Genomic DNA, 24,652 nt, shown 5'->3' with positions numbered 1-24,652 from the left:
GTGGTCGGCCGGGGCGGATCAGAGGTAGAGCACCGTCATGGCGTACGCGACCGGGGCGGCCAGCGCGAATCCGCCCAGCGGTCCCTGGAGGTGCCGGGCCAGCCAGAGGGTCGGCGGATCGCCGGCCATCTGCCGTCCCGCCTCGGCGTAGCCGGCCCCGAGATCGGTCAGTACGGCGGCACCGGCGGCGACCAGCCCGATCACCGCCCCGCTCGCCGGGGTGAAAGACACGAGGTAGCTGCCGAGGACCGCGCTCGCCAGGGTGCCGCACATCGCGCCGACGACGACGCCGGCGGCGCCGCGCGGCACCTGGGGGGCCAGCCGTGGCCAGAGGAACACGGCGTCGGTCACCCGGGCCACGAGGAGCGCCACCGCGGCCGCCGTCGCCACGACGAAGATGGCCTGGGTGCCGGCCGGCACCCGGCTGAGGACCAGCAGCGTGCCCAGCGCCACCACCCCGAAGGTGACCAGCAGGGTGGCGCCGACCGACTCGGTCAACCGGGCCCGGTCGGCCCGGCGGACCAGCTGGCCGAGGACGGCCAGGACGGCACCGCCGATCGCCACGAGGAGCAGCGGCGAAAGGCCGGCCTCCTGCCGGGTGACCGCGAGCAGGTCGGCGGCGGCGGCGACGGCGACCGCCACCCCGGCGACCCAGGGCAGCGCCGGCGGCCGGGTCGCCATGGTCCAGGCCAGGACGAAGAGCACCTGTACGCCGAAGACGACGACCGCGAACGGGATCCGGGCGCCCGGGCCGGACGTCTGCGCGCCGAGGATCAGGCCGACCCCGACCAGCACGGCGAAGCCGGCGATCGCGGCCGACAGCCGGCGGCGTACCGGCACGATCTCGATCTCGTCCTCGAACTCGGCGTCGTCGTCGGGCTCGTGGCCGGGGTCCCCCTCCCGCGCCGCGGGTCCCGGATCGGCCGGATGGCCGCGCCGACCCGGTCCGTGCGGCGGACCGGCCGCGCCGGGGGGTGGGTCGTCGGACCAGGCGTCGCGGCCGGCCGCGGGGGGCGTGGAGGGAAACACCCTCCGATCCTTGCAGACGCCGGAAATGACGCGCGGATCACGCGGACACCCCCGGACAACGCCTCATCCGTTATGGCCGAACACACAGATGATCGGACCGGCACCCGCCGTTTTCGGGCCATGGATCGGTTAAGCTCGGCCCTTACCCGCCCCGTCAGCGACGCCGGGACCGGCAACTCCGCGGCAACGACAGCTGACCGCCCAGGACGCGGCGCGACCAGCTCGACAGCCGCCGGTCACCGCGCGGCCAGCGGGCCGCGAGGACGGAGGTGAAGTGTGGAGATCCTGCTGCTGGTGACCGCACGGGCCGGCGAACCATCCGCCGTACTGCCCGCGCTCGACCTGCTTCCGCACGCGGTACGCACCGCACCACGAGACGTACGCACACTGGTGTCCGCCCCCAGCCCGGACGCCGTCATGGTCGACGCCCGGTCCGAGCTGAGCGAGGCGCGGGCCACCTGCCGGATGCTGCACGCCACCGGACTCGGGGTGCCGCTGATCGCGGTCGTCACCGAGGCCGGGCTCATCGCGCTCACCGCCGACTGGGGTGTCGACGACGTCATCCTGGCCAGTGCCGGGCCGGCCGAGGTCGAGGCCCGGCTGCGGCTCGCGGTCGGACGGCTCAGCAACGCGACCGCCGGCGCCGGTGGATCGATCCGCGCCGGTGAGCTCAACATCGACCCCGACACCTACGCCGCCAAGCTCAAGGGCCGGCCGCTCGACCTCACCTACAAGGAGTTCGAGCTGCTGAAGTTCCTCGCCCAGCACCCCGGCCGGGTCTTCACCCGCGACCAGCTGCTGCGCGAGGTCTGGGGCTACGACTACTTCGGCGGCACCCGCACCGTCGACGTGCACGTCCGGCGGCTGCGGGCCAAGCTCGGCTCCGAATACGAGTCGATGATCGGCACGGTCCGCCAGGTCGGCTACAAGTTCGTCGTACCGCCGTCGCGGTCGCTGCCGGATTCGGAGCCCGCGCCGCTGCCGGTCTGACCCGCACCCCTATACCGGTTCCGTCGCCGCGCGGCGGGATATCCGACGAGCGCCACCCGGTTTTCCGGGTGGCGCTCGGCTTTGTGTGCCCCTCCGGCCGCCGTGTGGCTGATTTGCTTTAAACACGCTTTTAGCGCTCTAAGTCGTACTTACTCTGGTTGCCGGAATCGGTACAGAGGAGGCGGTTGTGGGCCAGGTGAACGACGAGACGCCAGTGAAGCGGCGGGACGCCGTACTCGCCTGGCTGCGCGGGCGAGCGGTCGTACCCGCCGTCCTGGCCGTGGCGGCGATCCTGACCGGCGCCTACTCGCTCGGGCTGGCCGTCGACCCGTACGTCGCACCGGCCTCGACCGCCGCCAGCCCCAGCGCCTCCGCGACCGCCACCCCGGTCACCAGGCCGGCCGCCCAGGAGCGGGCCCGCCGCAACTCCGAGCCGATGGCGCAGCCGATCACCGGGCCCAACCGGCCACCGCTGCCGGAGGACCGGAACGGGCCGTTCGGCAGCCGGATGACGACCGGCATGTCGTACGTCGCCCTCACCTTCGACGACGGGCCCGACCCGAACTACACCCCGCAGGCCCTGGCGCTGCTGCGGCGGTACGAGGTCCGGGCCACCTTCTGTCTGGTCGGCGAGAACGCCCGCCGCTACCCGCACCTGGTACGCGCCATCGTGGCCGACGGGCACACCCTGTGCAACCACTCGTGGAACCACGACTTCGCCCTCGGGGCGCGGGGCCGGACGGTGATCGAGAACGACCTGCGCCGGACCAACGAGGCCATCCTGGCCGCCGTCCCCGGCGAGAAGATCTCCTACTTCCGCCACCCCGGCGGCAACTGGACACCGGGCGCGGTCGCGGTGGCCCGGGAGATGGGCATGACCTCCCTGCACTGGACGGTCGACCCACAGGACTGGACGGTGCCCGGTGCGGGCAGCATCGCGGCGACGGTGAACGCGGGCGCCCACCCCGGTGCGATCGTGCTGCTGCACGACGCGGGCGGCAACCGGCAGGGCACCGTCAACGCGCTGCGGTCGATCCTGCCCAACGTGGGCCGCCGCTTCCTGCTCGAGGCACTGCCGGCCGGGATCGACCAGCCGCCCCGCTTCGGGCTCGAACTGCCGCTGCACCCGGGCCAGATCTGACCCCCCACGGTGTACGGCGGCGCACCGTCGCCGGTGTCCGGCGGCAGCGCCGGATACCGTGACGGGGTGAGCACCGAACGCCCCCTCGTCCAGTCCGCCGAGCGGCTCGACCCGGCGGGGATCGCCGAGGTGCTGGCGCTGGCCGCGACCGCCGACCGCGCCGACGGCGCCCAGCCGCTGTCGGAACAGGTCGTGCTACGGATCCGGCACGGGTCGGACACCCCGGCGGCGCACCTGACGATCCGGGACACCGCGGGCGAACTCACCGGATACGCGTACGTCGACGCGTCCGGCGCGGCCGACGGTGCCGCCGCCGAACTGGTCGTACACCCGATGCGACGCCGGCAGGGTCTCGGCCGCGAACTGGTGCTCGCCGTGATCGGCGCGGCGGGGCCGGTGGGCCCGCTGCGGGTGTGGGCGCACGGCGACCATCCGTCGGCCGGCGCGCTGGCGCTGCGGCTGGGTTTCCGCCGCGACCGGGTGCTGTTCTCCCAGCGCCGGTCGCTGGCCGAGCCGATCCCGGAGCCGCGGCTGGCCGACGGCGTGGCGCTGCGCCCGTTCCGGCCCGGCGTGGACGACGAGCCCTGGCTCGCGGTCAACAACCGGGCCTTCGCGAAGCATCCGGAACAGGGCCGCTGGACCCTGGACGACCTGCGGGCCCGGATCGCCGAACCGTGGTTCGACCCGACCGGCTTCCTGCTGGCGACCGACGTCCCGACCGGCCGGATCCTCGGCTTCCACTGGACCAAGGTGCACGACGGTGGCCGGGACGGCCGGAGTGCCGACCCGATCGGCGAGGTGTACGTCCTCGGCGTCGACCCGGCCGCCCACGGCACCGGTCTGGGGACCGCGCTGACCCTGGCCGGGCTACGTCATCTGCGCGAGCGCGGCCTGGGCGAGGCGATGCTGTACGTCGACGAGTCGAACACCGGCGCCATCGCCCTGTACGGCCGGCTCGGTTTCGCCCGCTGGACCGTCGACGTCAACTACGTACGCGACTAGGACAGGACGAACCGGACCTCGCCGTCCGGCATGACCTCCAGCTTCGGCATGATGATCCGGCCGGCGTCGCGGTCGGCCGCCGCGGCCAGCACCGCCGGGATGTCCGCGCACGCGGCCACCTCGCGCAGGGTCACCAGCGTCGGCGGCAGCATCGCGAACCCACCCGCCTCGGCCCGGGCGACCGCCTCCGCCGGCTTGATCCACATTGTGTGGTCGGCCTCCCCGGACACGTCCCGCGTCCGCTGCCCCCGCGGCAGCAGGGCCACGAAGAAGTACGTGTCGAAGCGGCGGGGTTCGAACTCCGGCGTGATCCAGCGGCTCCACGGGACCAGCAGGTCCGAGCGCAGCGTCAGCCGGCGCTCGCGGAGCAGGTCGGCGAATCCGAGTTCGCGGGCCACCAGGGCCCGGCGGGCCGCCTCCCAGTCGTCACCGCTGACGTCGCCGACGACGGTGTCACCGCCGGGGCCGGCGAGCAGCACCCCGGCCTCCTCGAACACCTCGCGTACGGCCGCGCACACCACCGCCTGGGCCGGCCCGTCGGAGAGCCCCAGCCGGCGCCCCCACTCCCCCGTGTCCGGCCCGGCCCAGTCGAGCTGCCCCTCGGAGTCGGTCGGGTCGACGCCCCCGCCCGGAAAGGCGTGCATGCCGCCGAACGCCATCGCGGCGAGGCGCCGGATGACGTACGCCTCGAAGCCGCCGGCGTCGGCCGGCCGCAGCAGCACGACGGTGGCCGCGACCCGGGGCGGCACCGGCCGCTCCTCGGCGCGGTAGAACCGGGTGGCGCGGGCGAGCAGGTCCTCCGGCACGGGAAAGTGGAGGTCGGGTGCCGGCACCGGGAGCTGGGGGGCGAGTGCCTCCGGCACCGGGAGCTGGGGGTCGGTCGATGTCACCCGGCCAGCCTATGCCGGCGGCCGGGAGCCGGCCCGCCACCGGGCCGTCGCGGCCGGGACGGGACGATCTCGCTCTCGGCGGCTGGGCCGGCCTCGACTAGCGTGCGGGCATGACTCGTTGGGGCATCCTCGCCACCGGCCACATCGCCGGCAGGTTCGTCGAAGACCTTGGTTTGCTGCCGGACGCCGAGGTGGTGGCGGTCGGCTCCCGGTCGTTGCCGAGCGCCCAGGCGTTCGCCGACCGGTACGGCATCCCGCGCGCGTACGGGACCTGGAAGGAGTTGGCCGCCGACGGCGACGTCGACGTGGTGTACGTCGCCACCCCGCACTCCGCGCACCACCTGGCCACCATGATCTGCCTCGACGCCGGCCGGGCGGTGCTGTGCGAGAAGCCGTTCACGCTCGATCTGGCCACCACGACCGAACTGATCGAGGCGGCGCGGGCCCGCGACCTGTTCCTGATGGAAGCGATGTGGATGCGCTGCAACCCGACGATCCTGCGGGTGCTGGAGCTGATCGCCGATGGGGCGATCGGCGAGGTGACCACCGTACGCGCCGATTTCGGGCTGGCCGGGCCGTTCCCGCCCGAGCACCGGCTGCGGGCCCGGGAACTCGGCGGTGGTGCCCTGCTCGACCTCGGCGTCTATCCGGTGAGCCTGGCCCATCTGCTGCTCGGCCGTCCCGACCGGGTACGCGCCTGGGCGAAGATCGGGCCGGAGGGCGTCGACGAGAACACCGGGATCGTGCTGGGCTACGAGTCGGGGGCGGTGGCGACGCTGACCTGCGGGCTGGTGGGCGGCACGCCGACCACCGCCTCGGTGACCGGCACCCTGGGGCGGATCGAACTGCCCTCGCCGTTCTTCCGGCCGGGCGGGTTCACGCTGCTGCGGGCGGGTGCGGAGGCGGAGGCCGTGGTGACCGAGCAGACCGGCGGCGGCTACCAGTACGAGGCTGCCGAGGTGCAGCGGTGCCTGCGGGCGGGGCTGCGGGAGAGTCCACTGGTGCCGCACGCCGCGACCCTGGACGTGATGTCGCTGCTCGACACGGTCCGCGCGCAGGTCGGCGTCTCGTACACCTGACCCCACTCCCCGCGATCTTGCACTTGTCTCCCCCTTTTGTCGCCTTTGTCGGGCGACGAGTGCAAGATCGCGGGGACGGGCACGGCTAGAAGAGCGGGCGGACGATCAGGTAGAACAGGGCGGCGATGGAGCCGGCGGCGGGGAAGGTGAGGATCCAGGCGCCGACGATGTTGCCGGCCACCCCCCACCGGACCGCCGACAGCCGCTTGGTCGCCCCGACGCCCATGATCGCCGACGTGATCGTGTGCGTGGTGGAGATCGGCGCGCCGAGCACCAGGGCGTTGAAGTAGAGCACGCCGCTGGCGACGGTCTCGGCGGCGAAACCCTCCGGCGGGCGCAGGTCGATGATCTTGCGACCGAGGGTACGGATGATCCGCCAGCCACCCGCGTAGGTGCCCAGCGCCAGCACGGTCGCCGAGGTCCAGAACGCCCACTCCGGAATGGTTTCCGCGTCGCTCTGGTAACCGCCGACGTACAGGGCGAGCACGATGATGCCGATCGTCTTGGCGGCGTCCTGCATGCCGTGGCCGACCGACATCGCCGCGGCCGAGGCCGTCTGCGCCCACCGGAAACCACGGTTCAGCTTGCCCGGGTGCCCGTTGCGGAAGGTCCACAGGACCAGCAGCATCACCAGGTAGCCGAGCACGAAGCCGACCACCGGCGACAGGATCATCGGCACCACGACGTCGGACAGGATGCCGCTCCACAGGACCTCGCCGGCGGCGACCAGGGTCGCGCCGACGACGCCGCCGATGAGCGCGTGCGACGACGACGAGGGCAGGCCGAAGTACCAGGTGATTAGGTTCCAGGTGATCGCACCGACCACCCCGGCGAAGACGATGGCGAGGCTCGCCTTGCCGGTGGGCAGGTTGACCAGCCCGCTACCGACGGTCTTGGCCACCTCGGCGCCGAAGTGGGCGCCGATGAAGTTGCCGATGGCGGCCATGCCCAGCGCGACGCCGGGGGTCAGCGCCCGGGTCGAGATGCTGGTGGCGATGGCGTTGGCCGCGTCGTGGAAGCCGTTGGTGTAGTCGAAGACCAGGGCGACCAGGATGACGGCCAGAACTGCGATGAGCTCGGGGGACAAGGCCTAGGACTCCTTGACCGCGATGGTCTCGACTGTGTTCGCCACGTGCTCGAAGGCGTCGCAGGCGGCTTCCAGCTCGTCGGCGACCTCCTTCATCTTCAGCACGGTCAGCGCGTCGTACTCGCCGGAGAAGAGCCGGACGAGCAGCATCCGGTAGGCGCGGTCGCCCTCGTTCTCCAGCCGGTTGCACTCGATCCAGTAGTCCTCGAGGTCCTTCATCGACCGCAGCCGGGGCATCGCCTCGGCGGTCAGCTTGGCCTGCTGGTCCAGCACGTCGACCAGCTCGTGCATCTCCCGGGGCAGCGACGGCAACTTGGTCAGCCCGTAGAGGTAGAGCAGGTTGCCGACCGCCTCGAGGTGGTCCATGACGTCGTCGAGCTGCGAGCCGAGCTGGTAGATGTCCTCGCGGTCGAACGGCGTGATGAACGCGGAGTTGATCTTCTTGTAGAGCTGGTGGGTGATCTGGTCGCTGTCGTGCTCGACCTCGGTCAGCCGCTCGCTGACCGACTGGACGTCGACGTCCGGCAGGGCCAGCTCGTTGAGCAGTTCGGTGCCCCGTACCAGGTTCTCCGCCGCCCTGGTGAAGAGCTCGTAGAAGGCGCCCTCGGTGGGGCGGAAGGAAAACTTCACAGCGCGGACCTCGTTGCTCCTGATCGACGGGGATGCCGGCCTCGGGGACGGTTCCCCGGGATCCTCGGGGAATGCTAGGGAACCCCGAATCGCGCCCGCTGAGCGCCCACCCCTGGTCATGCGCCATTAGCGCCCAGTTCACCCTCCGTTTACCTTCGTCAGAGTGACGGAATGACCTGTTCCTCCAGCCGGCGCCGCTCCCGCTCGACGTCGAAGGTCGCCGCCGGGTAGGACAGCCCGAGGTCGGCGAAGGTCTCGCGGAGCAGGTTCGCCACCGCCCAGTCGCGGTACCACTTACGGTCGGCCGGTACGACGTACCACGGCGCCCGGTCGGTGCTGCAATACGCCAGCGCCTCGGCGTACGCGGCCTGGTAGTCGGCCCACCGGCGACGGGCCTCGACGTCACTCGGGTGGTACTTCCAGTGCTTGTGCGGATCGGTCAGCCGCTCCATCAGGCGTTCCCGCTGCTCTTCGGGTGAGATATGCAACATCACCTTCACGAGCGTGAAGCCGCTGTCGACGAGTTCCGCCTCGAACTCGTTGATCTGGTCGTAGCGGGCCCGCCAGACGCTCTCCGGCACCAGTTCGTCGACCCGCGCGATAAGCACGTCCTCGTAGTGTGACCGATTGAACACCCCGAGGTAGCCCGGGGCCGGCAGCGCGCGCCGGATCCGCCAGAGGAAGTCGTGCGACAACTCCTCCGCGGTCGGCGCCCCGAACGACCGGATGTGCAGGCCGAGCGGGTTCATCGCGCCCGCCACCCGCTTGATCGTGCCGTCCTTGCCACCACAGTCCATCGCCTGCAACACCAGCAGGACGCGGCGGTCGAAATCCGGCTCGGTCTTCGCCAGCGCCGCCAGCTTCTCCTGCTCCTCGGCGAGTTCCCGGCCGATCTGCGCGACCTGGGCCCGCCCCCATGCCTTGGGCACCGGCCCGACCACGTCACCGGTCGGCAGTCCGGGTGTGGACCTCGGCCGGATCGCATTGAGATCCACCGGTCCGGGTCCGCCGACCCGCAACAGATCCCGCATCTCGCTCACGTCGCCACCTCACTCGCGTCTCGCACCGGGCCACCCACGGGCCCACCAGGCGATCATGCCGAGCGGGAGCCGCCCGGCGACAGCCGGCTCGCCAGTCGACGGGTCCGGAGGATGCCGTACGGCGGCACCGACCGGCGGTGGCGGCCGGCTCAGACCACCAGGGCCAACCACTTGCGGTAGGCGGTCGCGAACGGCTCGGTGCCGTCGCCCAGCGCGAGGAACAGCCACGCCGCCGCGGCCCGGGCCTCGGTGATCAGGTCCTCCGGGTAGCCGAACCGGGCACCGTGATCGGCGAACTCGTCTTCGTCGCGCAGCTCCACCGCACCCGTCGCGCGCCGGCGCACCACGTCGAGATCGAGGTCGATGATGTGGACGGTGTCGCCCTCCCAGCGGGCCGGCGTGGCGATGTCACAGTAGACCTCGCTGGTGCGCGGTTCCGGGTTGAACATCCCGGTCCACCAGGCGGCGTGCGGGACCAAGAGGACGAACGGGATCTGCTCGACCGACGGCCGGCCATGGTAGACGGACGGGGTGCCGGCGGTGACGCCGAGCCAGGTGCCGAGGTCGTCCTCGGCGAGGCGCCGGGCGGGGTAGTCACGATGGGCGGAACCGTCGTATTTGCGATAAACGACCCGCACAACATCGCTCGGCATGACCGCACCCTAACTGATAGGTCACAACGGATGCCGGCCCGTGAACACTTCTCACATTGTCAGGAAATGAACAACCGGTACGCCGGGCACGGCGGGGCGTGACCCGGATCGGCGTGGCCGTGTCGGCCGCTACCGGTACGGTCGCACGGTGACCGCCGCGCCCACCTCCGCAGCCAGAACCGCCGCCACCGGCACTCCCGGCACCCGACGTCGACGCGGAAGGGTGAGCACCGACGACCTGCTCACGGCCGCCGTCGGTGCGGTGCCCGGCGGCGCGGCCCGCCCCGGCCAGCAGCAGATGGCGGCGGCGATCGACGATGCGATCGGGTCCCGCGAGCACCTGCTCGTGCAGGCCGGCACCGGCACCGGGAAGTCGCTGGCCTACCTCGCCCCGGCGCTCACCGTGGACGGGCCGGTCGTGGTCTCCACGGCCACCCTCGCCCTCCAGTCCCAACTCGTCGAGCACGACCTGCCCCGGCTCGCCGACGCCGTCGAGCCGGTGCTCGGCCGCCGGCCGACGTACGCCGTGCTGAAGGGCCGCCACCACTACGTGTGCATGGCCAAACTCGACCACTCCACAGAGGACGAGCCGGACACCCTCTTCGACTCGCCGGGGTCCGGCGGCAACAGCACCGGCTGGCTCGGCGAGGCCGGCCGGCTCGGCAAGCAGATCCAACGGGTCCGCGACTGGGCGCTGACCAGCGAGACCGGTGACCGCGACGAGCTGGACCCCGGAGTCGACGACACCGCCTGGCGGCAGGTCTCGATGCCGGCCCGGGAGTGCGTCGGCGCGACCCGCTGCCCGTACGGCGACGAGTGCTTCGCCGAGGCGTCCCGGGTCCGGGCGCGGGAGGCCGACATCGTGGTGACCAACCACAGCCTGCTCGCCGTCGACATGCTCGCCGGCCGGCACATCGTGCCACCGCACAAGCTCCTGATCATCGACGAGGCACACGAACTGGCCGACCGGGTCTCGTCCGCGGCCCAGGCCGAGCTGACCGCCGAGGCGGTCGAGCGGGCCGCCCGGCAGTCCCGCCCGCTGCTGACCCCGGAGATCGCCGAGACGCTGGTCGAGGCGGGCGACGCGCTCGCCGTCGGGCTCGCCGAGGTGCCGGCCGGCCGGCTCACCGCCGGGCTGCCGCCGCCGCTGCGGGAGGCGTGCACCCTGCTCGACTCGGCGACCCGGTCCGCGCTGGACCGGATCGGCGACGTCAAGTCCGACGACCCGGACCCCGTACGCAAGCAGCAGTCGAAGTCGGTGCTCGACGAACTGTCCAAGACCACCCAGCGCCTGCTGGAGGAGGCCGACCACGACGTGGCCTGGGTGGAGAAGCCCGAGGGTGCCCAGAGCGGCCGGCGGGCGCTGGTCGTCGCACCGCTGTCGGTCGCCGGCACCCTGGCCGTCAACCTCTACGACGAACGCACGGTCGTGGCGACCTCGGCCACCCTCACCCTCGGCGGCCGGTTCGACACCATCGCCCGGGCGCTCGGGCTGGCTCCGGGCGCCGCCGTCGACCAGCCCGACGGTGCCGGGCCGGGTAACGGCAAACCCGCCCCGGCCAGGGCCGGTGAGGGCCGGCCGGGCGACGCCGAGAAGGACACGGACTCCCCGCCGTGGCGGTCGCTCGACGTCGACTCCCCCTTCGACTACCCCCGCCAGGGCATCCTCTACGTCGCCGCGCACCTGCCCCGGCCGGCCGCCTCCGGCCTGCCCGAGGCGGCCGGCGAGGAACTGCTCCGGCTGGTCGGCGCGCTCGGTGGCCGTACCCTCGGGCTCTTCTCGTCGCGGCGGGCCGCCACCCAGGCGGCGGAGTTGCTGCGGGCCCGCACCGACCTGCCGGTGCTGCTCCAGGGCGAGGAGGCGCTGCCGCTGCTGGTCCGCCGGTTCCGCGAGGACCGGGCGAGCTGCCTGTTCGGCGTGATGTCGCTGTGGCAGGGCGTGGACGTGCCGGGCGACGCCTGCCAGCTCGTGGTGATCGACCGGCTGCCCTTCCCGCGCCCGGACGAGCCGCTGGCGGCGGCCCGGGCGGCGGCGGTCGACGCGACCGGCGGCTCCGGCTTCGCCTCGGTGAGCGTGCCGATCGCCGCGATCCGGCTCGCGCAGGGCGTCGGCCGGCTGATCAGGTCGACGGGCGACAAGGGCGTCGTGGCCGTGCTGGACTCCAGGCTGGAGACCGCCCGGGGCTACGGGGCGTTCCTGCGTCGCTCGCTGCCACCGTTCTGGTACACGACCCGTCCCGACATCGCGCAGGGGGCGCTGGAACGACTCTCCCGCACCTGACCGGGCCGGTGCCGGTCGGCGGGTCAGGGTGTCTTCGACGCCACCACGACCGCGTCGGGCGGCACCTCCGGCGTACGCCGGCCGGCCAGCCGGCGTACGGCGGTGTTGAGCACCGCGATCAGCGGCACGGCCACCAGCATGCCGACGATGCCGGCGAGCACACTTCCCGCCGCGATGGCGATGATCACCGCGAGTGGGTGGATGGCCACCGCCCGTCCCATGATCAGCGGCTGGAGGATGTGCCCCTCGACCTGCTGCACGCCGATCACGGCGCCCAGGATGATCAGCGCGGTGACCCAGCCACTGTCGACCAGTGCCACCAGCACGGCGACCGCGCCGGACAGGGTGGCGCCGACGATCGGGATGAACGCGCCGAGGAAGACCAGCGCGGCCAGCGGAAGGGCGAACGGCACGTCGAAGATGACCAGGAAGATGCCGATGCCGACGGCGTCGATGAAGGCCACCAGCACGGTCGCCCGGACGTAGGACACGAGCGTCGACCAGGACGCCTGCCCCGCGTCGTCGACCCGCCACCGGGCGGCGACCGGCAGTAGCCGGACCAGGAACCGCCAGATCCGGCGGCCGTCGCGCAGGAAGAAGAAGGTCGCGAAGAGCACCAGCACCGCGCCGGTGAGCACCTCGAAGAGGGTGGTCGCGGTGGACAGGGCGCCGCTGGTGAGGGCCTGGGTGTTCTCGTCGATCCAGCGCTGCCCCTGCTCGATGTAGCGGCTGAACTGGTTGTCCGACATGTGCAACGGGCCGGTCTTCAGCCAGTCCTGGATCTGCTGCACGCCCTTGGTCGCGTTACGGCTCAACTCCGGCACACCGGCCACGAACTCGTTGACCACCATGGTCAGTGTGCCGACCACCGCGGCCAGCCCGGTGACCAGCACCAGGCCGGTGGCCAGCGAGCGGGGAAACCGGGCCCGCAGCAGCCAGCCGACGGCCGGGGCGAGCAGCGCCGACAGCAGCAGCGCGATGAGCAGCGGGATGATGACGATCCGTACGGTGCCGATCACCTTCAGCATCGCCCAGCCGATCGCGCCGATGACGATCAGCCGCCACGACCAGGCGGCGGCGATCCGCAGGCCGTGCGGTACGTCGGCGTCGTCACGGCTCGATGTGGACTGGTGGACCTCCGGTGGCGGCGGCTCGAATCCCCCGTTCGGCGGCGGCTCGACCGGAGCCGGCGCCGGCTCGGGTTCGGGCCGGGAGCGGCTCCTCGCGCGCACCGATGCCTCGCCCTTTTCGTAGGCCCGACGGATCTTCGCCCGTACCTGCTCGAAGCGGTTCAAGAGCACCTCCTCACGCTCGGCCACCCCACGTTAGCGGGTGTTCGCACTGAGCAGCGCTCACCGGGGTCCCGAGTCCGGCGTATGTTGCCCCCGGCCGGGGTGTCTCAACCGCCGCCGGGTCCGGTTGCGAGGCGGGGTACGGTTCCGTCGTGAGCGCCGAATCCAACTACGACCCCGGCCTGCCGATCCGCCTCCTGCACGACCGCGTGTTGGTGCAACTCGAGGGCAGTGACGGCGAGCGACGGTCCACCGCCGGCATCGTCATCCCGGCGACCGCCTCCATGGGCAAGCGACTGTCCTGGGCCAAGGCGGTCGGCGTCGGCCCGCACGTGCGGTCCATCGTCACCGGCGACCGGGTGCTCTTCGACCCCGAGGACCGCGCCGAGGTCGAACTGCACGGCCGGGCCTACATCCTGCTGCGCGAGCGCGACCTGCACGCGGTCGCGGCCGAACGGGTCGACACCGACTCCACCGGCCTCTACCTCTGAGCGGGGACGGTCAGCGCCAGCCCGGCGGCGGGTAGCCGCCCGGTGGGCCGTAGCCGCCGGGTGGGCCGAACCCGCCGGGCGGGCCGTACGCACCCGGTGGGCCGTACGCGCCCGGTGGGCCGTACGCGCCGGGGTGGACCGGGACGGGCGGCGGGGGTGGCGGCGTGAACACCACCGGGATCGGCACGACCGGCTGGTCGGGGGCGTCGACCACGCGTCGCACCCCGTCCGGGAACGCGATGTGGTAGCGCTCGCCGTCCCAGCGCGCGTCGGGCGCCTGCGGGTCGCGTCCGGTGAAGACCTGCCGGTAGCGGACGATCGCCGCCAGCAGTTCGGCCTCCTCCCGTACGGCGCCGGCCCGGTCGGCGGGCTTGGCGTCGAGGCCGCGCAGCATGCCGTCGCGCAGGAGGGCCAACTGGGTCGCGGAGAACTGGTAGCCGCGCATCGCCTTGAGTCCGGCCTCGCCGGCCACCCGCCGGGCCCACCGGCGGGCCGAGTGCCGGCGTCCCAGGCTGCCCAGCGACGCGACCTCGGGCGGTGAGAGCCAGCCGGCCCGTACGTAGTGCGGCAGGGTGCGTTCGGTCAGCCGGCCCTCCCAGCCGCGCAGCCACACGGCCAGCCCGACCATGCCGAAGAAGATCGGCACCATCAGGCCGATGTAGCCGTAGAGCAGGATCAGGTTCTGCCCGGTGGCGACGGCGAGCGACGGCATCAGGTTCCAGGCGCCGTGCAGCATCATCGCCAGCAGCAGGCCGGCGAACGGGGCCAGCACCCGGATCCGCCGGTCGCTGGAGCGGGCGGCGATACCGAGGCCGATGCCGGCCATCGCGGTGAACAGCGGGTGGGCGAACGCGGTGAGCAGCACCCGGACGATGAAAATGGCGAAGAGCATCTGCGCGCCGGTGGCACGGCCGTACTGCTCGGCGCCGCTGGCGTAGCCGTGGCCGCCCAGGTAGAGGATGTTCTCCACCATGGCGAAGCCGATCGCCGACATTCCACAGTAGACGATACCGTCGGTGATGCCGGAAAACTCCCGGCGCCGCACGATCAGCAGCAGGATCGGGCCGAGCGTCTTGGTCAGTTCTTCGATGAACGGGGCGACCAGCACCGCGGTCAGTGAGTCGGGCAGGTCGTTGCGCTCGAACACCCCGGCCGCCCAGGTGTTCACGTTCAACGACGCGTACGTCGACACCGCCGCGCCCCAGGCGAAGCAGAAGACCAGGTATTTCATCGGCTCGGGCTCGTAGCGGTCGAGCCACAGGAAGCACACCACCAGGACCGGTACCGGCAGGATCGCCGCCACCAGACCGATGACCAGCGCCTCGACGCCCAGGTTCTGCCCGAGCGTCAACAGCATCGCGATCGCGCTGCCGGCGATCACCAGGATGGTCGCCGCCATGATCAGACCACGCCGCCAGCCGACCCGCCAGCGGCGCGCCTTGCCGGCCGGGTCCGGCACCGGACCCGACGGCCAGCCCGCCCCGGGCACGCCTGCCGCCGCCGGTACGCCCGGCACGGCGGCCATCCCCGGCTCGACGGCCACCCCGGGCACACCCGGCACGACGGCCGCCGCCGGAGACGGGCCGACGCCCGGCGGTGCCGACGACGGCGGCGGCGGGGCGACGGGTCCGGGCGGCTCCCGGTCCACCGGTGGCGCGGCGGGCTGCCCGTCCCCCGGAACCGGGCCGGGGGGTACGGGCGACGCGGGTGGTTGCCCGCCGGGCGGAAGTTCGGCCATGCCCGCCAGCGTATCGAGTTGAAGACCACTCGCCGGGTCACCCGTGTTGCGGTTATGCTCCGGTGCAGGTCACGAGTGCCAGCGACCAACGGTCCGCCCCGCTGCGGTGCGGGCCGAAGCCCCAGCTTGCTGGCCGGCAACCCTCGTCGAGGTTCGCGGTGGGGTGCCCTGGGTGAAGACCGGGCCCGTCGCCACCAGGTGCCGGGCAAGCGCGGGCCCCACCCTTCCGCCACACCCGGGGTCCCCGATCGCCGGAGGCTGGCCGATGAACACGACCCTCACCCCCGTGACGACCCTGCCGTGGGCCGCCGAGCCGCTGCCGTGGGCCGGCCCGGGACGTCCGGCCACGCGGCCGCTCGACGTGCTCGGCGTGCCCGGTCAGATCAACCTCGACTACGCGGCCACCGCACCCTGCGCGTCGGTCGCCGCCGACGCGGTGACCGAACTGCTGCCGTGGTACGCGAGTGTGCACCGCGGCGCCGGCCAGCTGTCGCGACGCTGCACGCTCGCCTACGAGCGGGCCCGCGAGGAGGTCGCCGATTTCCTCGGCGCCCGCGCCGACGACCATGTGATCTTCACCCGCAACACCACCGACGCGCTCAACCTGCTCGCCCACGCGCTGCCGGCGGCGAGCACCGTCGTCACCTTCGCCAGCGAGCACCACGCCAACCTGCTGCCCTGGCCGTCCGCAGCGGTACGGCTGCCGGTGCCGGCGTCGCCCGGCGCGGCCGTACGGGCGCTCGACGCCGCTCTGCGCGAGCTGCGCCGGGGCACCGATCCGGGCCAGCCGGTGCTGGTGGCGGTGACCGGGGCCGGCAACGTCACCGGGGAACGGTGGCCGGTCGCCGCACTGGCCCGGGTCGCGCACCGGCACGGCGCCCGCATCGCGCTCGACGCGGCCCAGCTCGCCCCGCACGCCCCGGTCGACATCGCCGCGCTCGGCGTCGACTACGTCGCCGTCTCCGGCCACAAGCTCTACGCGCCGTTCGGCACCGGTGTGCTGGTCGGGCGGGGCGACTGGCTGGACGCCGCCCCGCCGTACCTGTCCGGCGGCGGGGCCAGTGCCTACGTCGGCCCGGCGACGCACCAGGTGCGCTGGGCGACCGGCCCGGCCCGGCACGAGGCGGGCACCCCGAACCTGCTCGGCGCGGTCGCGCTCGGGGCGGTCTGCGCCGCGCTCGGCGCGGCCGACCGCGCCGCGCTGCACGACGACGAACAGGCGCTGCTGGCCCGGCTGCGGGCCGGCCTCGCCGCGCTCCCCGGCGTCGAGGAGCTGCGGCTCTTCGACGCGACCGAGCCCCGGGTCGGGATCGTGTCGTTCGTGGTCGCCGGCCGGGAGTCGGCGACGGTCGCGGCGGAGCTGGCGACGGCACACGGGATCGGCGTACGGGACGGCCTGTTCTGCGCGCACCCGCTGACCCGGCGGCTGATCGCGGAGGCCGCCGCCCGGCGCGGCTGGCGGAACCCGCCGGCGACGGCGCTGCGGGCGAGCATCGGGCTGGGCAGCACGGTCGAGCACGTCGACCGCCTCCTGACCGCGCTCGCCGGGCGGTAGGGGTCAACCGGTGGTGTGGCCGACGGCCCGCCGGACCATCCGGTTGGCCTCGGCCATGTCCACCCCGGTCGCGGCGATCAGGTCGCTGGCGATCGACCGGACCTGGGCCACGACGGTGCTGCCGGACAGGCCGACCCCCGCCGAGTACGCCCCGGCGGCGCCGCTCACCGCGCGCAGCGCGCGGTCCCGGGCCTCCTGCGGCTCCACCCCGGCCCCCAACTCGTTGTAGAGCAGCCGGGCCGCCTCGCCGAGGTCGCACACCGCGTCGGGCAGGGGTGGTGGGACCGGCTCGCCGTCCTGGATCTGGGTCACCGCCCGGCGGACCAGTGCCCGGCTGTCCCGCAGCGCGCGGCTGATGTACTTGGAGCTGTCCACGTACCTGGTGAGCACGCCCCGCTTGTGCCAGCGCAGCGGCGCCAGGGCGGCCGTCTCCCGGCCGGCCTCGATGGCGCTCTCCAGCGTCCGTACCTCGCCCTCCGCCTTGCGCAGCCGCTCCAGCGCGGCGTCGGCGAGGGCCGCGTCCCGGCGGGCCAGGGCGCCGCCGGTGTCGCTGAGCGCGTCGGCCATGGTTTCCAGCGCCGGGTCGACCGCCCGGTCGACCACCCGCAGCGGGTTGAGCGGAATCAACAGCGTCATGACGATCAGGGCGACCACGCCGCCGATGAGCGCGTCGAAGAACCGGGTGAAGTAGATCCCGCCCTCCGGCGGACTCAGGGTGGCGACCAGCACGGCCGAAGCCGCGGCCTGGTTGAACAGCGACGGGCCGCCGCCGACGTAGATCGACGCGATGATCGCCAGCGTCACCACCACGGCGATCTGCCACGCCCCGGTGCCGATCACCAGGATGATGGCGTCGCCGACCGCGATGCCCAGCGCCACTCCGATGATCAGCTCGATGGTCCGCCGGAGGCGCTGCCCGACGGACGAGGCCAGGGTCACCACCGCCGCGATCGGCGCGAAGAACGGCGCCGGGTTGCCGACGATCCCGGCGGCCACGAACCAGGCGAGGCCGCCGGCGACACCGGCCTGGATCGCCAGCCCGGCGTTGGCGCGTACCTTGATGGTCCGTTCCCGGAAGGTGGTGTCGAACCGCCTGCGCCGTTCGCGCCACCGCTGCGCCATGCCGGTGGCCGGCGAACTCTCGGTGCTGTCCCGGTCCGCGGCCATGCGCCGGCATACCCGGCAGATTCCGGTTCATGGCTGGACCGGCCGCCCCGGATCCGGCCATGACCGCGCCGGCCCGGCTGCGGCAGACTGGTCCGGTGACCGAACTGAGCGCCCGCTGGTCGGCCGCTGCCACGGCGGCCGGCGCGACCGGTACGGCCGCGATCGCCGCCGCCGGCCGCGACCTGCTCGACCGGTGGGGTGAGCCGCAGCGGCACTACCACACCGTCGACCATCTCGCCGCCGTGCTCGGGGTGGTCGACGGGCAGGCCGACCACGCCGACCGGCCCGACCTCGTACGCCTCGCCGTCTGGTTCCACGACGCCGTCTACGACCCGCGCGCGGCCGGCGACGCCAACGAGCGGGCCAGCGCGGCGCTCGCCACGGCGACCCTGACCGGGCTCGGCGTGCCACCGGACGCGGTCGCCGAGGTGGCCCGGCTGGTCCTGCTCACCGCCGGGCACGGCGCCACCCCGCACGACCGGGACGGGGCCCTGCTCTGCGACGCCGACCTGGCCGTACTCGCCGGGCCGGCCGCCGACTACGACCGCTACGCCGCCGCCGTCCGCCGCGAGTACGCCCACGTGCCCGACGAACTCTTCCGGGCCGGCCGGGGCGCCGTTCTGCGGCACCTGCTGGACCTGCCGGCCCTCTACCGGCTGCCGGTCCTCGCGCGGGACTGGGAGGCGCCGGCCCGGACCAACCTCGGCCGCGAACTCGCCGCCCTGGCCGCGACGGGCTGAGCGACGGCGGGCCGAGCGACGGCCGACCGAGCGGCAGCGGCCGGATCGGCTACGGGCGGCGGCCCCCGGCCAGGTGCTTGGGCAGCCGGAGCCCCGAACGGCGCAGCACGATGACGATCTCCCGGCTCGACACCACCCGGGCGCCGTGCCCCACCACCGTGGCGAACCGTTCCTCCGGCACGTCGTAGTGATCGCGGTCGAACGCCCGCCGGGGCAGGCCGATGCCCGCCGCGAAGGCGTGCAGTTCGGCGTACGACACGTCGCTGACCAGATGCGACCACAGCCGCCCGTCGGCGGGCCAGGCAGGCGGGTCCACGTAGACCATGGTCACCAAGGTAACCGGCCGATACCCTGGCCAGTCATGACCGACCTGCTGAGTGACCTGCGCGCCGTGCTCCCCGACCGGGCGGTGGTGACCGACCCCGATCTGCTCGTGAGCTACCAGCGCGACGAGGCGGACCTGTGCGCGTACGGCCTCCCGGCGGTCGTCGTACGGCCCCGCACCACCGCCGAGGTCGCCGCCGTCGTACGGGTCGCCGCCACGCACGGGGTGCCGGTCGTACCGCAGGGCGCGCGGACCGGGCTGGCCGGCGCCGCGAACGCCGTCGACGGCTGTGTGGTGCTCAGCACCACCGCGATGACCGAGATCCGGGAGATCGACCCGGTGGCCCGGATCGCCGTGGTGCAGCCCGGGGTGGTCAACTCGGCGCTGGCCGGGGCGGTCGCCGAGCAGGGGCTGCGCTACCCGCCGGACCCGGGGTCGTGGGAGTCGTCGACGATCGGCGGCAACGTCGCCACCAACGCGGGCGGCATGTGCTGCGTCAAGTACGGCGTGACCAGCGAGTACGTCATCGGTCTGGAGGTGGTGCTCGCCTCCGGCGAGGTGCTGCGCACCGGTCGGCGCACCGCGAAGGGGGTCGCCGGATACGACCTGACCAAGCTCTTCGTCGGCTCCGAGGGCACCCTCGGGGTGATCACCGAGGTCACCGTGGCGCTGCGCCCGGCCGCCGGGCAGTCGCTGACCCTGGTGGGCGTGTTCCCGTCGACGGCCGCCGCCGGCGCGGCCGTGGCGGCCATCGCGTCCGAAGGGCTCACCCCGAGCCTGCTGGAACTGCTCGACCAGACCCACCTCGGCGCCATCGAGGCGTACCGGTCGATGGGGTTGCCGACCGAGGCGAAGGCCCTGCTCCTCGCGGCGGCCGACACCGGCGAGCGGGCCGGCGCCGACCTGGCCCGGATCGCGGCCGTGTGCGAGGCGGCCGGGGCGAGCGAGGTCTACCAGGCGACCGACGCGACCGAGGCGGCGGCGCTGTTGCAGGCCCGGCGGCTGGCGCACGCGGCGATGGAGAAGTTCGCCGCCGACACCTATCCAGGCGGCCGGGGCGGCCTGATCATCGACGACGTGGCGGTGCCCCGCGGCTCGCTGGCGTCACTGCTCGACGGGGTGGAGAAGGTCGCCGCCGAGTACCAGGTGCCGATCGGCGTCGTCGGGCACGCCGGCGACGGCAACATGCACCCGAACATCGTGGTCGACCGGGCCGACCCGGCGAGCCTCGAACGCGGCCGGCTCGCCTTCGACGCGATCATGGAGCTGGGGTTGGGGCTGGGCGGCACCTGCACCGGCGAGCACGGCGTGGGCCTGCTGAAGCGGGAGTGGCTGGCGAAGGAGATCGGGCCGGTGGGCGTACGCGTCCACCAGGCGATCAAGGCGGCGCTGGACCCGGCCGGACTGCTGAATCCGGGCAAGGTCCTCTAGGCGAAACGCGCCTGCACCCGGGCGAGGAAGGTCCGCTGGCCGTCGTTGAGCTGGTCGTCGCGCAGGTCGTCGAGGAGCTTCACCCGCTTCTCGTCGATCGTCGGCAGCACGTCCGAACCGCCCACCGCGGTCACCGCCGGCCCGAAGAGCTCGACGAACTGCTCGACCAGCGCGTCGAGCTCGTCCGCCCCGGTCTCCGGGCCGAGGTCGCCGAACCGGCGGGCGAACTCGACGACCCGCGGCGCGTACTCCTCGGAGGCCATCAGGTCGTAGAACTCGCCGAGTTGCGGCATGGCCTGGTCGCCGACCAGGTGGGCGAGCAGGATGGACTGGTCGCGGTCGGCCGCGGTCAGCTCGGGTGAGATGTCGGTGGCGGCGGCGCCGAACACGGCGAAGAACCGGCCGAGTTCGGGTGGGATGTCCGGGGCGCTGCCCTCCGCCCGGATCCGCGCGATGACCTCCCGCTGCCGGGTCAGCCGCTCGATCTGCGCGGCAAGCTCGCGGTCGAGCTGGTCCAGCAGCTCCGGCGGATCCTGGCCGGTGCCGTCGAGCAGCTGCGGCATGCGCTCGAGCGGGATGCCCAGCGCCGCGAGGCGCTTGATCCGCAGCAGCCGGACGAGGTCGCCGGCCCGGTACCGCCGGTAGCCGTTCGCCGCCCGGGGCGGTTCGGGCAGGACCCCGATCTGGTGGTAGTGGCGCAGCGTGCGTACGGACACGCCGGCCAGCCGGGCCACCTCGCCGCTGTTCACACGCTCTCCCGCACCCCGTCCAGGTTACGCAGCGCCCGGCTGCTCACGGCGGCCACGGCCGCGACCGCCCACACGGCCGCGAGGGCGACCGCGGCGGTGCCGAGTCCGGCGTACTCGACGACCACGGCCGCCAGCACGATGCCGAGCGGGGCCGCGCCGGTCAGGATCGCGTTCTGGGTCCCGAGGATCCGGCCCCGCATCCGGTCCGGGATCCGTTCCAGCATGAGCACGCCGAGGAGTCCGCTGAGCATTCCCATCGATCCGCCGACCACGAAGGCGCCGGCGAACACGAGGCCGGCGGCCGGCAGCGCGCCGATGACCGCGACCCCGACCACGCTCGCGGCGAAACCGGCCACCAGCCACGCCCGGCGCGGTCCCCGGCTGCCGGCGACCGCGTAGGCGGCACCGCCGACCAGGGTGCCGAGTGCGATCGAGCTGAGCACCAGGCCGAGCCGGCCCGGCTGGTCGAGGAGCGTGAAGTGCACCGGCAGCACGAGGCCCTGCAGGGCGGACAGCACGGTCGCCAGCACCAGGTTGAGCAGGGTCACCGCCAGCAGGAACGGGCTGCCCCGGAAGAGCAGCCGCCAGCCCTCCCGCAACTGCGCCCAGCCGGTGACCGGCTCGGGTCGCAGCCCCACCCCCACGTCGCCACCACCCGGCTCCGCCGTGGCCGCGCTCCCGACGCCGACGGCCGTGCTCCCGGCGCCGACGGCCGCGCTCCCGGCGGCGGCTGGGGCCGGGACCGGGGCGGCTTCGAGTTCGCCGACCCGGCGCGGCAGGGTCAGGGTCACCAGCGCCGCCCCGAGGGACGTCGCCGCCGTGATCCACAGCACCGTCGAGCCGTCGAAGAGGACCATGAGGCCGCCGGCCGCCGCCGGTCCGACCAGGATCGCCAGGGCACCCAGGCTCTCCCGTACGCCGATCAGCCGCTCCGCGGCGATCCCGCCGTGCCGCACGACCGCCGGCAGCAGCGCCTCCCGCGCGGTCATCCCGGGTACGTCCCCGAACGACCCGAGGATCCCGAACAGGATGAACCAGCCGAGTTCGAGGCCGACCAGCAGGTCGACGACCGGCAGCGCGGCCACCGCACCGGCCGAGATCAGGTCGGTGGCGATCGAGGCCGTACGCCGGTTGATCCGGTCGATCACCACACCGGTCAGCAGGCCGCCGAGCATCGCCGGGATCGCGGTGGCCGCCGCGACGATCCCGGCCCCCAGGACGCTGCCGGTCGTCTGCAACACGATCAGCGGCAGGGCCACGCCCGCGATCGCGTTGCCGAACAGCGACAGGAAGTCGCTGGCCAGGAAGGTGACGGGTATCCGCTTCATGGTCCGAGCAAAAACCATGACGCTACGGCGGGGTCAAGCTCGCTTTTCCGGCCTCGACGCGGCCGAGCCGACGCGCCTCGGCCGGCGGCCAGCCGGTGCCTCGCCCGACGGGCAGCCGGTGCGCCTCGGCCGGCGGTCAGCCGGTGCGCCTCGGCCGGCGGTCAGCCGGGCAGGAGGCGGGCCTCCGGAGGCGGGGTCAGGTCGATGCCCCGGTCGGCGGCGAAGCCGCGTACGTCGGGTGCCCCCATCCGCGCCGCGTCGGCGGTCGCGTCGTCGGGCATCCGCTGCGACTGCCGCTCCGCCTCGACCCGGGCCAGGTAGTGCTCGACCTCGCGGGCCCGTACGGTCGCGTCCCAGCCCAGCACCTTGCCCATGATCTCGGCGGCCTGCTCGGCCGACTCGCTGCCCCGGTGCGGGGTCTCGAACGAGATCCGGGTGCGCCTGGTCAGCACGTCGTCCAGGTGCAGCGCGCCCTCGGCGTGCGCGGCGTAGGCCACCTCGGCCGCCAGGTATTCGGGTGCCCCGGCCAGCGGTGTCGCCAGCAGCGGATCGGCCTGGATCAGGGCGAGCAGGTGCGTGGTCAGGGTGCCGTAGCGCTCCAGCAGGTGCTCGACGACACCGCCCGGCATCCCGTGCCGGCGGGCGAGGTCGGCGCGGTCGCGCCACATGGCGGCGTAGCCGTCGGCGCCGAGCAGCGGCAGATCGGCGGTGCGTGACGGGCGGGCGCCGCCGAGCCGGCGGGCAGCCCGGTCGACCACGTCCTGCGCCATCACCCGGTAGGTGGTGTATTTGCCGCCGGCGACCAGTAGCAGGCCGAGCATCGGCTCGATGACCGCGTGCTCGCGGGACAGCTTCGACGTCGACTCGGCCTCGCCGGACAGCAGCGGGCGCAGTCCGGCGTAGACGCCCTCGATGTCGGCGGTCGTCAGCGGCCGGTCCAGCACCGTGTTGACCTGGTCGAGCAGATAGTCGATGTCGCTGGCCGACGCCGCCGGATGGGCCCGGTCGAGCTGCCAGTCGGTGTCGGTCGTACCGATGATCCAGTGACCGCCCCAGGGCAGGACGAAGAGCACCGAGGTCGCGGTACGCAGGATCAGACCGGCGTCGCCGGTGATCGCCGAGCGGGGCACGACGAGGTGCACGCCCTTCGAGGCGCGTACCCGGAAGCCGGGCCGCAGGCCCACGTCGCCGAGCATCCGGGACATGTCGTCGGTCCAGACCCCGGTGGCGGCGACGACGGTGCGGGCCCGTACCTCGAACTCGGCGTCGGGCGACCCGGCGGGCGCCTCCATGTCACGGACCCGGACCCCGGTGACCTCACGGGCCTGCCGCACCAGGGCGACCGCCCGCGCGCTGGTCACCACGGCGGCGCCCAGGCTGGCCGCGGTGCGGGCCAGGTTGACCACCAGGCGGGCGTCGTCCATCTGGCCGTCGTAGTAGCGGATCGCGCCACCGATCGCGTCGGCGCGCAGGCTCGGGAAGATCCGGCGGGCGCCCTCGCGGGACAGGTGGCGGTGCAGCGGCATGCCGCGACCGCCGCCGAAAGCCCCGGCGAAGGCGTCGTACGCCGCCACGCCGAGGCCGTAGTAGGCGCGCCGGAAGGCCCGGCCGGGCAGGGCGCGCGGGCCGGCGCCGGACGGCAGCGGCACGAGGATCGGCACCGGCCGGACGAGGTGCGGGGCGAGCCGGGTGGCGAGCAGCCCGCGCTCGGTCAGGGCCTCGTGCACGAGCCCGAACTCCAACTGTTCGAGATAGCGCAGGCCGCCGTGGATCAGCTTGCTGGACCGGCTGGAGGTGCCGGCGGCGTAGTCACGCGCTTCGACCAGCGCCACCTTGAGCCCGCGCGACGCGGCGTCGAGAGCGGCACCGACACCGGTGACACCACCCCCGATGACGAGCACGTCGAACCGTTCGCCGCGCAGGCGGCGCAGGTCGGCCGCCCGGCGGGACGCGGACAGTTGGCCGGCGGCGTATCGGGACACGGCTGGGTCACGCACGTGTCCACGTTAACCGC

Annotated in this window: 22 protein-coding genes and 1 riboswitch; of the genes, 9 read left to right on the top strand and 13 right to left on the bottom strand. The window is 73.6% G+C overall.

Annotated features, from left to right (window positions below; translation table 11 throughout):
* Positions 1-18 precede the first annotated feature (18 nt).
* Positions 19-1,029 (bottom strand): hypothetical protein, encoded by a 1,011-nt coding sequence (locus AB0M79_RS11795; protein WP_364211268.1) that lies wholly within the window; start codon positions 1,027-1,029, stop codon positions 19-21.
* A 276-nt stretch (positions 1,030-1,305) separates the two neighbouring features.
* Here AB0M79_RS11795 and AB0M79_RS11790 point away from each other — a divergent pair, with 276 nt between their 5' ends.
* The 3 genes from AB0M79_RS11790 (at position 1,306) to mshD (ending at position 4,162) form a co-directional block, all read left to right on the top strand.
* Positions 1,306-2,019, top strand: coding sequence for a response regulator transcription factor (locus AB0M79_RS11790; protein ID WP_212825987.1), 714 nt, complete (start codon positions 1,306-1,308; stop codon positions 2,017-2,019).
* Between the two features lie 187 nt (positions 2,020-2,206).
* Entirely contained in the window at positions 2,207-3,160 is a 954-nt protein-coding gene (locus AB0M79_RS11785) for a polysaccharide deacetylase family protein (protein ID WP_364211265.1), read from the top strand.
* A gap of 66 nt (positions 3,161-3,226) precedes the next feature.
* Positions 3,227-4,162, top strand: coding sequence for a mycothiol synthase (gene mshD / locus AB0M79_RS11780; RefSeq protein WP_364211262.1), 936 nt, complete (start codon positions 3,227-3,229; stop codon positions 4,160-4,162).
* Here the strand turns inward: mshD and AB0M79_RS11775 are convergent.
* Positions 4,159-4,956: an NUDIX hydrolase gene (locus tag AB0M79_RS11775; RefSeq protein ID WP_357535681.1), complete on the bottom strand. Its 798-nt coding sequence runs from the start codon at positions 4,954-4,956 to the stop codon at positions 4,159-4,161. The genes mshD and AB0M79_RS11775 overlap by 4 nt on opposite strands.
* Positions 4,957-5,162: 206 nt before the next feature.
* Here AB0M79_RS11775 and AB0M79_RS11770 point away from each other — a divergent pair, with 206 nt between their 5' ends.
* Positions 5,163-6,131: a Gfo/Idh/MocA family oxidoreductase gene (locus tag AB0M79_RS11770; RefSeq protein WP_364211259.1), complete on the top strand. Its 969-nt coding sequence runs from the start codon at positions 5,163-5,165 to the stop codon at positions 6,129-6,131.
* An 85-nt stretch (positions 6,132-6,216) separates the two neighbouring features.
* On the opposite strand, the gene AB0M79_RS11765 is transcribed toward AB0M79_RS11770, so the two are convergent.
* The 4 genes from AB0M79_RS11765 to AB0M79_RS11750 all read right to left on the bottom strand — a co-directional run bounded on the left by AB0M79_RS11765 (position 6,217) and on the right by AB0M79_RS11750 (position 9,541).
* Positions 6,217-7,218, bottom strand: a complete 1,002-nt coding sequence (locus AB0M79_RS11765) for an inorganic phosphate transporter (protein WP_364211256.1) — start codon at positions 7,216-7,218, stop codon at positions 6,217-6,219.
* A 3-nt stretch (positions 7,219-7,221) separates the two neighbouring features.
* Positions 7,222-7,848, bottom strand: a complete 627-nt coding sequence (locus tag AB0M79_RS11760; protein WP_357535507.1) for a DUF47 family protein — start codon at positions 7,846-7,848, stop codon at positions 7,222-7,224.
* Between the two features lie 158 nt (positions 7,849-8,006).
* Positions 8,007-8,879: a PPK2 family polyphosphate kinase gene (locus AB0M79_RS11755; RefSeq protein ID WP_364211934.1), complete on the bottom strand. Its 873-nt coding sequence runs from the start codon at positions 8,877-8,879 to the stop codon at positions 8,007-8,009.
* A gap of 158 nt (positions 8,880-9,037) precedes the next feature.
* Positions 9,038-9,541, bottom strand: a complete 504-nt coding sequence (locus AB0M79_RS11750) for a DUF402 domain-containing protein (RefSeq protein WP_357535505.1) — start codon at positions 9,539-9,541, stop codon at positions 9,038-9,040.
* Positions 9,542-9,839: 298 nt separating this feature from the next.
* On the opposite strand from AB0M79_RS11750, the gene AB0M79_RS11745 reads away from it, so the two are divergent.
* Entirely contained in the window at positions 9,840-11,822 is a 1,983-nt protein-coding gene (locus AB0M79_RS11745) for an ATP-dependent DNA helicase (RefSeq protein ID WP_364211931.1), read from the top strand.
* A gap of 23 nt (positions 11,823-11,845) precedes the next feature.
* On the opposite strand, the gene AB0M79_RS11740 is transcribed toward AB0M79_RS11745, so the two are convergent.
* Positions 11,846-13,141 (bottom strand): AI-2E family transporter, encoded by a 1,296-nt coding sequence (locus tag AB0M79_RS11740; protein WP_364211252.1) that lies wholly within the window; start codon positions 13,139-13,141, stop codon positions 11,846-11,848.
* A gap of 125 nt (positions 13,142-13,266) precedes the next feature.
* Between AB0M79_RS11740 and AB0M79_RS11735 the strand changes: the two genes are divergently transcribed.
* On the top strand, positions 13,267-13,605 hold the full coding sequence (locus AB0M79_RS11735; RefSeq protein ID WP_364211249.1) for a co-chaperone GroES: 339 nt from the start codon (positions 13,267-13,269) through the stop codon (positions 13,603-13,605).
* A 10-nt stretch (positions 13,606-13,615) separates the two neighbouring features.
* Here AB0M79_RS11735 and AB0M79_RS11730 read toward each other — a convergent pair whose 3' ends face one another.
* A complete protein-coding gene (locus AB0M79_RS11730; RefSeq protein ID WP_364211246.1) occupies positions 13,616-15,343 on the bottom strand; it encodes a PrsW family intramembrane metalloprotease in 1,728 nt (575 codons plus the stop codon).
* Between the two features lie 67 nt (positions 15,344-15,410).
* Positions 15,411-15,561, top strand: a riboswitch (SAM riboswitch).
* 47 nt (positions 15,562-15,608) lie between these two features.
* Here AB0M79_RS11730 and AB0M79_RS11725 point away from each other — a divergent pair.
* Positions 15,609-16,898 carry an aminotransferase class V-fold PLP-dependent enzyme gene (locus AB0M79_RS11725; RefSeq protein WP_364211243.1) on the top strand — a complete coding sequence of 430 codons (1,290 nt, stop codon included), beginning with the start codon at positions 15,609-15,611 and terminating at the stop codon, positions 16,896-16,898.
* Positions 16,899-16,901: 3 nt separating this feature from the next.
* Here the strand turns inward: AB0M79_RS11725 and AB0M79_RS11720 are convergent, their stop codons facing one another.
* On the bottom strand, positions 16,902-18,065 hold the full coding sequence (locus AB0M79_RS11720; protein ID WP_364211240.1) for an FUSC family protein: 1,164 nt from the start codon (positions 18,063-18,065) through the stop codon (positions 16,902-16,904).
* Positions 18,066-18,094: 29 nt separating this feature from the next.
* Between AB0M79_RS11720 and AB0M79_RS11715 the strand changes: the two genes are divergently transcribed.
* Positions 18,095-18,805 (top strand): metal-dependent phosphohydrolase, encoded by a 711-nt coding sequence (locus AB0M79_RS11715; RefSeq protein WP_364211237.1) that lies wholly within the window; start codon positions 18,095-18,097, stop codon positions 18,803-18,805.
* A gap of 49 nt (positions 18,806-18,854) precedes the next feature.
* Here AB0M79_RS11715 and AB0M79_RS11710 read toward each other — a convergent pair whose 3' ends face one another.
* Positions 18,855-19,130: a DUF4031 domain-containing protein gene (locus tag AB0M79_RS11710; RefSeq protein ID WP_364211235.1), complete on the bottom strand. Its 276-nt coding sequence runs from the start codon at positions 19,128-19,130 to the stop codon at positions 18,855-18,857.
* A 36-nt stretch (positions 19,131-19,166) separates the two neighbouring features.
* Between AB0M79_RS11710 and AB0M79_RS11705 the strand changes: the two genes are divergently transcribed.
* Positions 19,167-20,561 (top strand): FAD-linked oxidase C-terminal domain-containing protein, encoded by a 1,395-nt coding sequence (locus tag AB0M79_RS11705; RefSeq protein WP_364211232.1) that lies wholly within the window; start codon positions 19,167-19,169, stop codon positions 20,559-20,561.
* Here the strand turns inward: AB0M79_RS11705 and AB0M79_RS11700 are convergent.
* The 3 genes from AB0M79_RS11700 to AB0M79_RS11690 all read right to left on the bottom strand — a co-directional run bounded on the left by AB0M79_RS11700 (position 20,558) and on the right by AB0M79_RS11690 (position 24,620).
* On the bottom strand, positions 20,558-21,310 hold the full coding sequence (locus AB0M79_RS11700; protein WP_364211229.1) for a MerR family transcriptional regulator: 753 nt from the start codon (positions 21,308-21,310) through the stop codon (positions 20,558-20,560). The genes AB0M79_RS11705 and AB0M79_RS11700 overlap by 4 nt on opposite strands.
* The gene (locus AB0M79_RS11695; RefSeq protein ID WP_364211226.1) at positions 21,307-22,638 is read right to left on the bottom strand and encodes an MFS transporter; all 1,332 of its coding nucleotides are present in this window, start codon (positions 22,636-22,638) and stop codon (positions 21,307-21,309) included. Before AB0M79_RS11695 ends, AB0M79_RS11700 begins: the two co-directional genes overlap by 4 nt.
* Before the next feature lie 161 nt (positions 22,639-22,799).
* The gene (locus AB0M79_RS11690) at positions 22,800-24,620 is read right to left on the bottom strand and encodes a glycerol-3-phosphate dehydrogenase/oxidase (RefSeq protein ID WP_364211924.1); all 1,821 of its coding nucleotides are present in this window, start codon (positions 24,618-24,620) and stop codon (positions 22,800-22,802) included.
* Between the last annotated feature and the right edge of the window lie 32 nt (positions 24,621-24,652).

Origin of the sequence: Polymorphospora sp. NPDC051019 (genome assembly GCF_040683055.1) — a bacterium.
GTDB lineage: Bacteria > Actinomycetota > Actinomycetes > Mycobacteriales > Micromonosporaceae > Polymorphospora > Polymorphospora lycopeni.
Note: the sequence above shows the minus strand (reverse complement) of the source record. Positions and strands in the feature narration are given on the sequence as shown.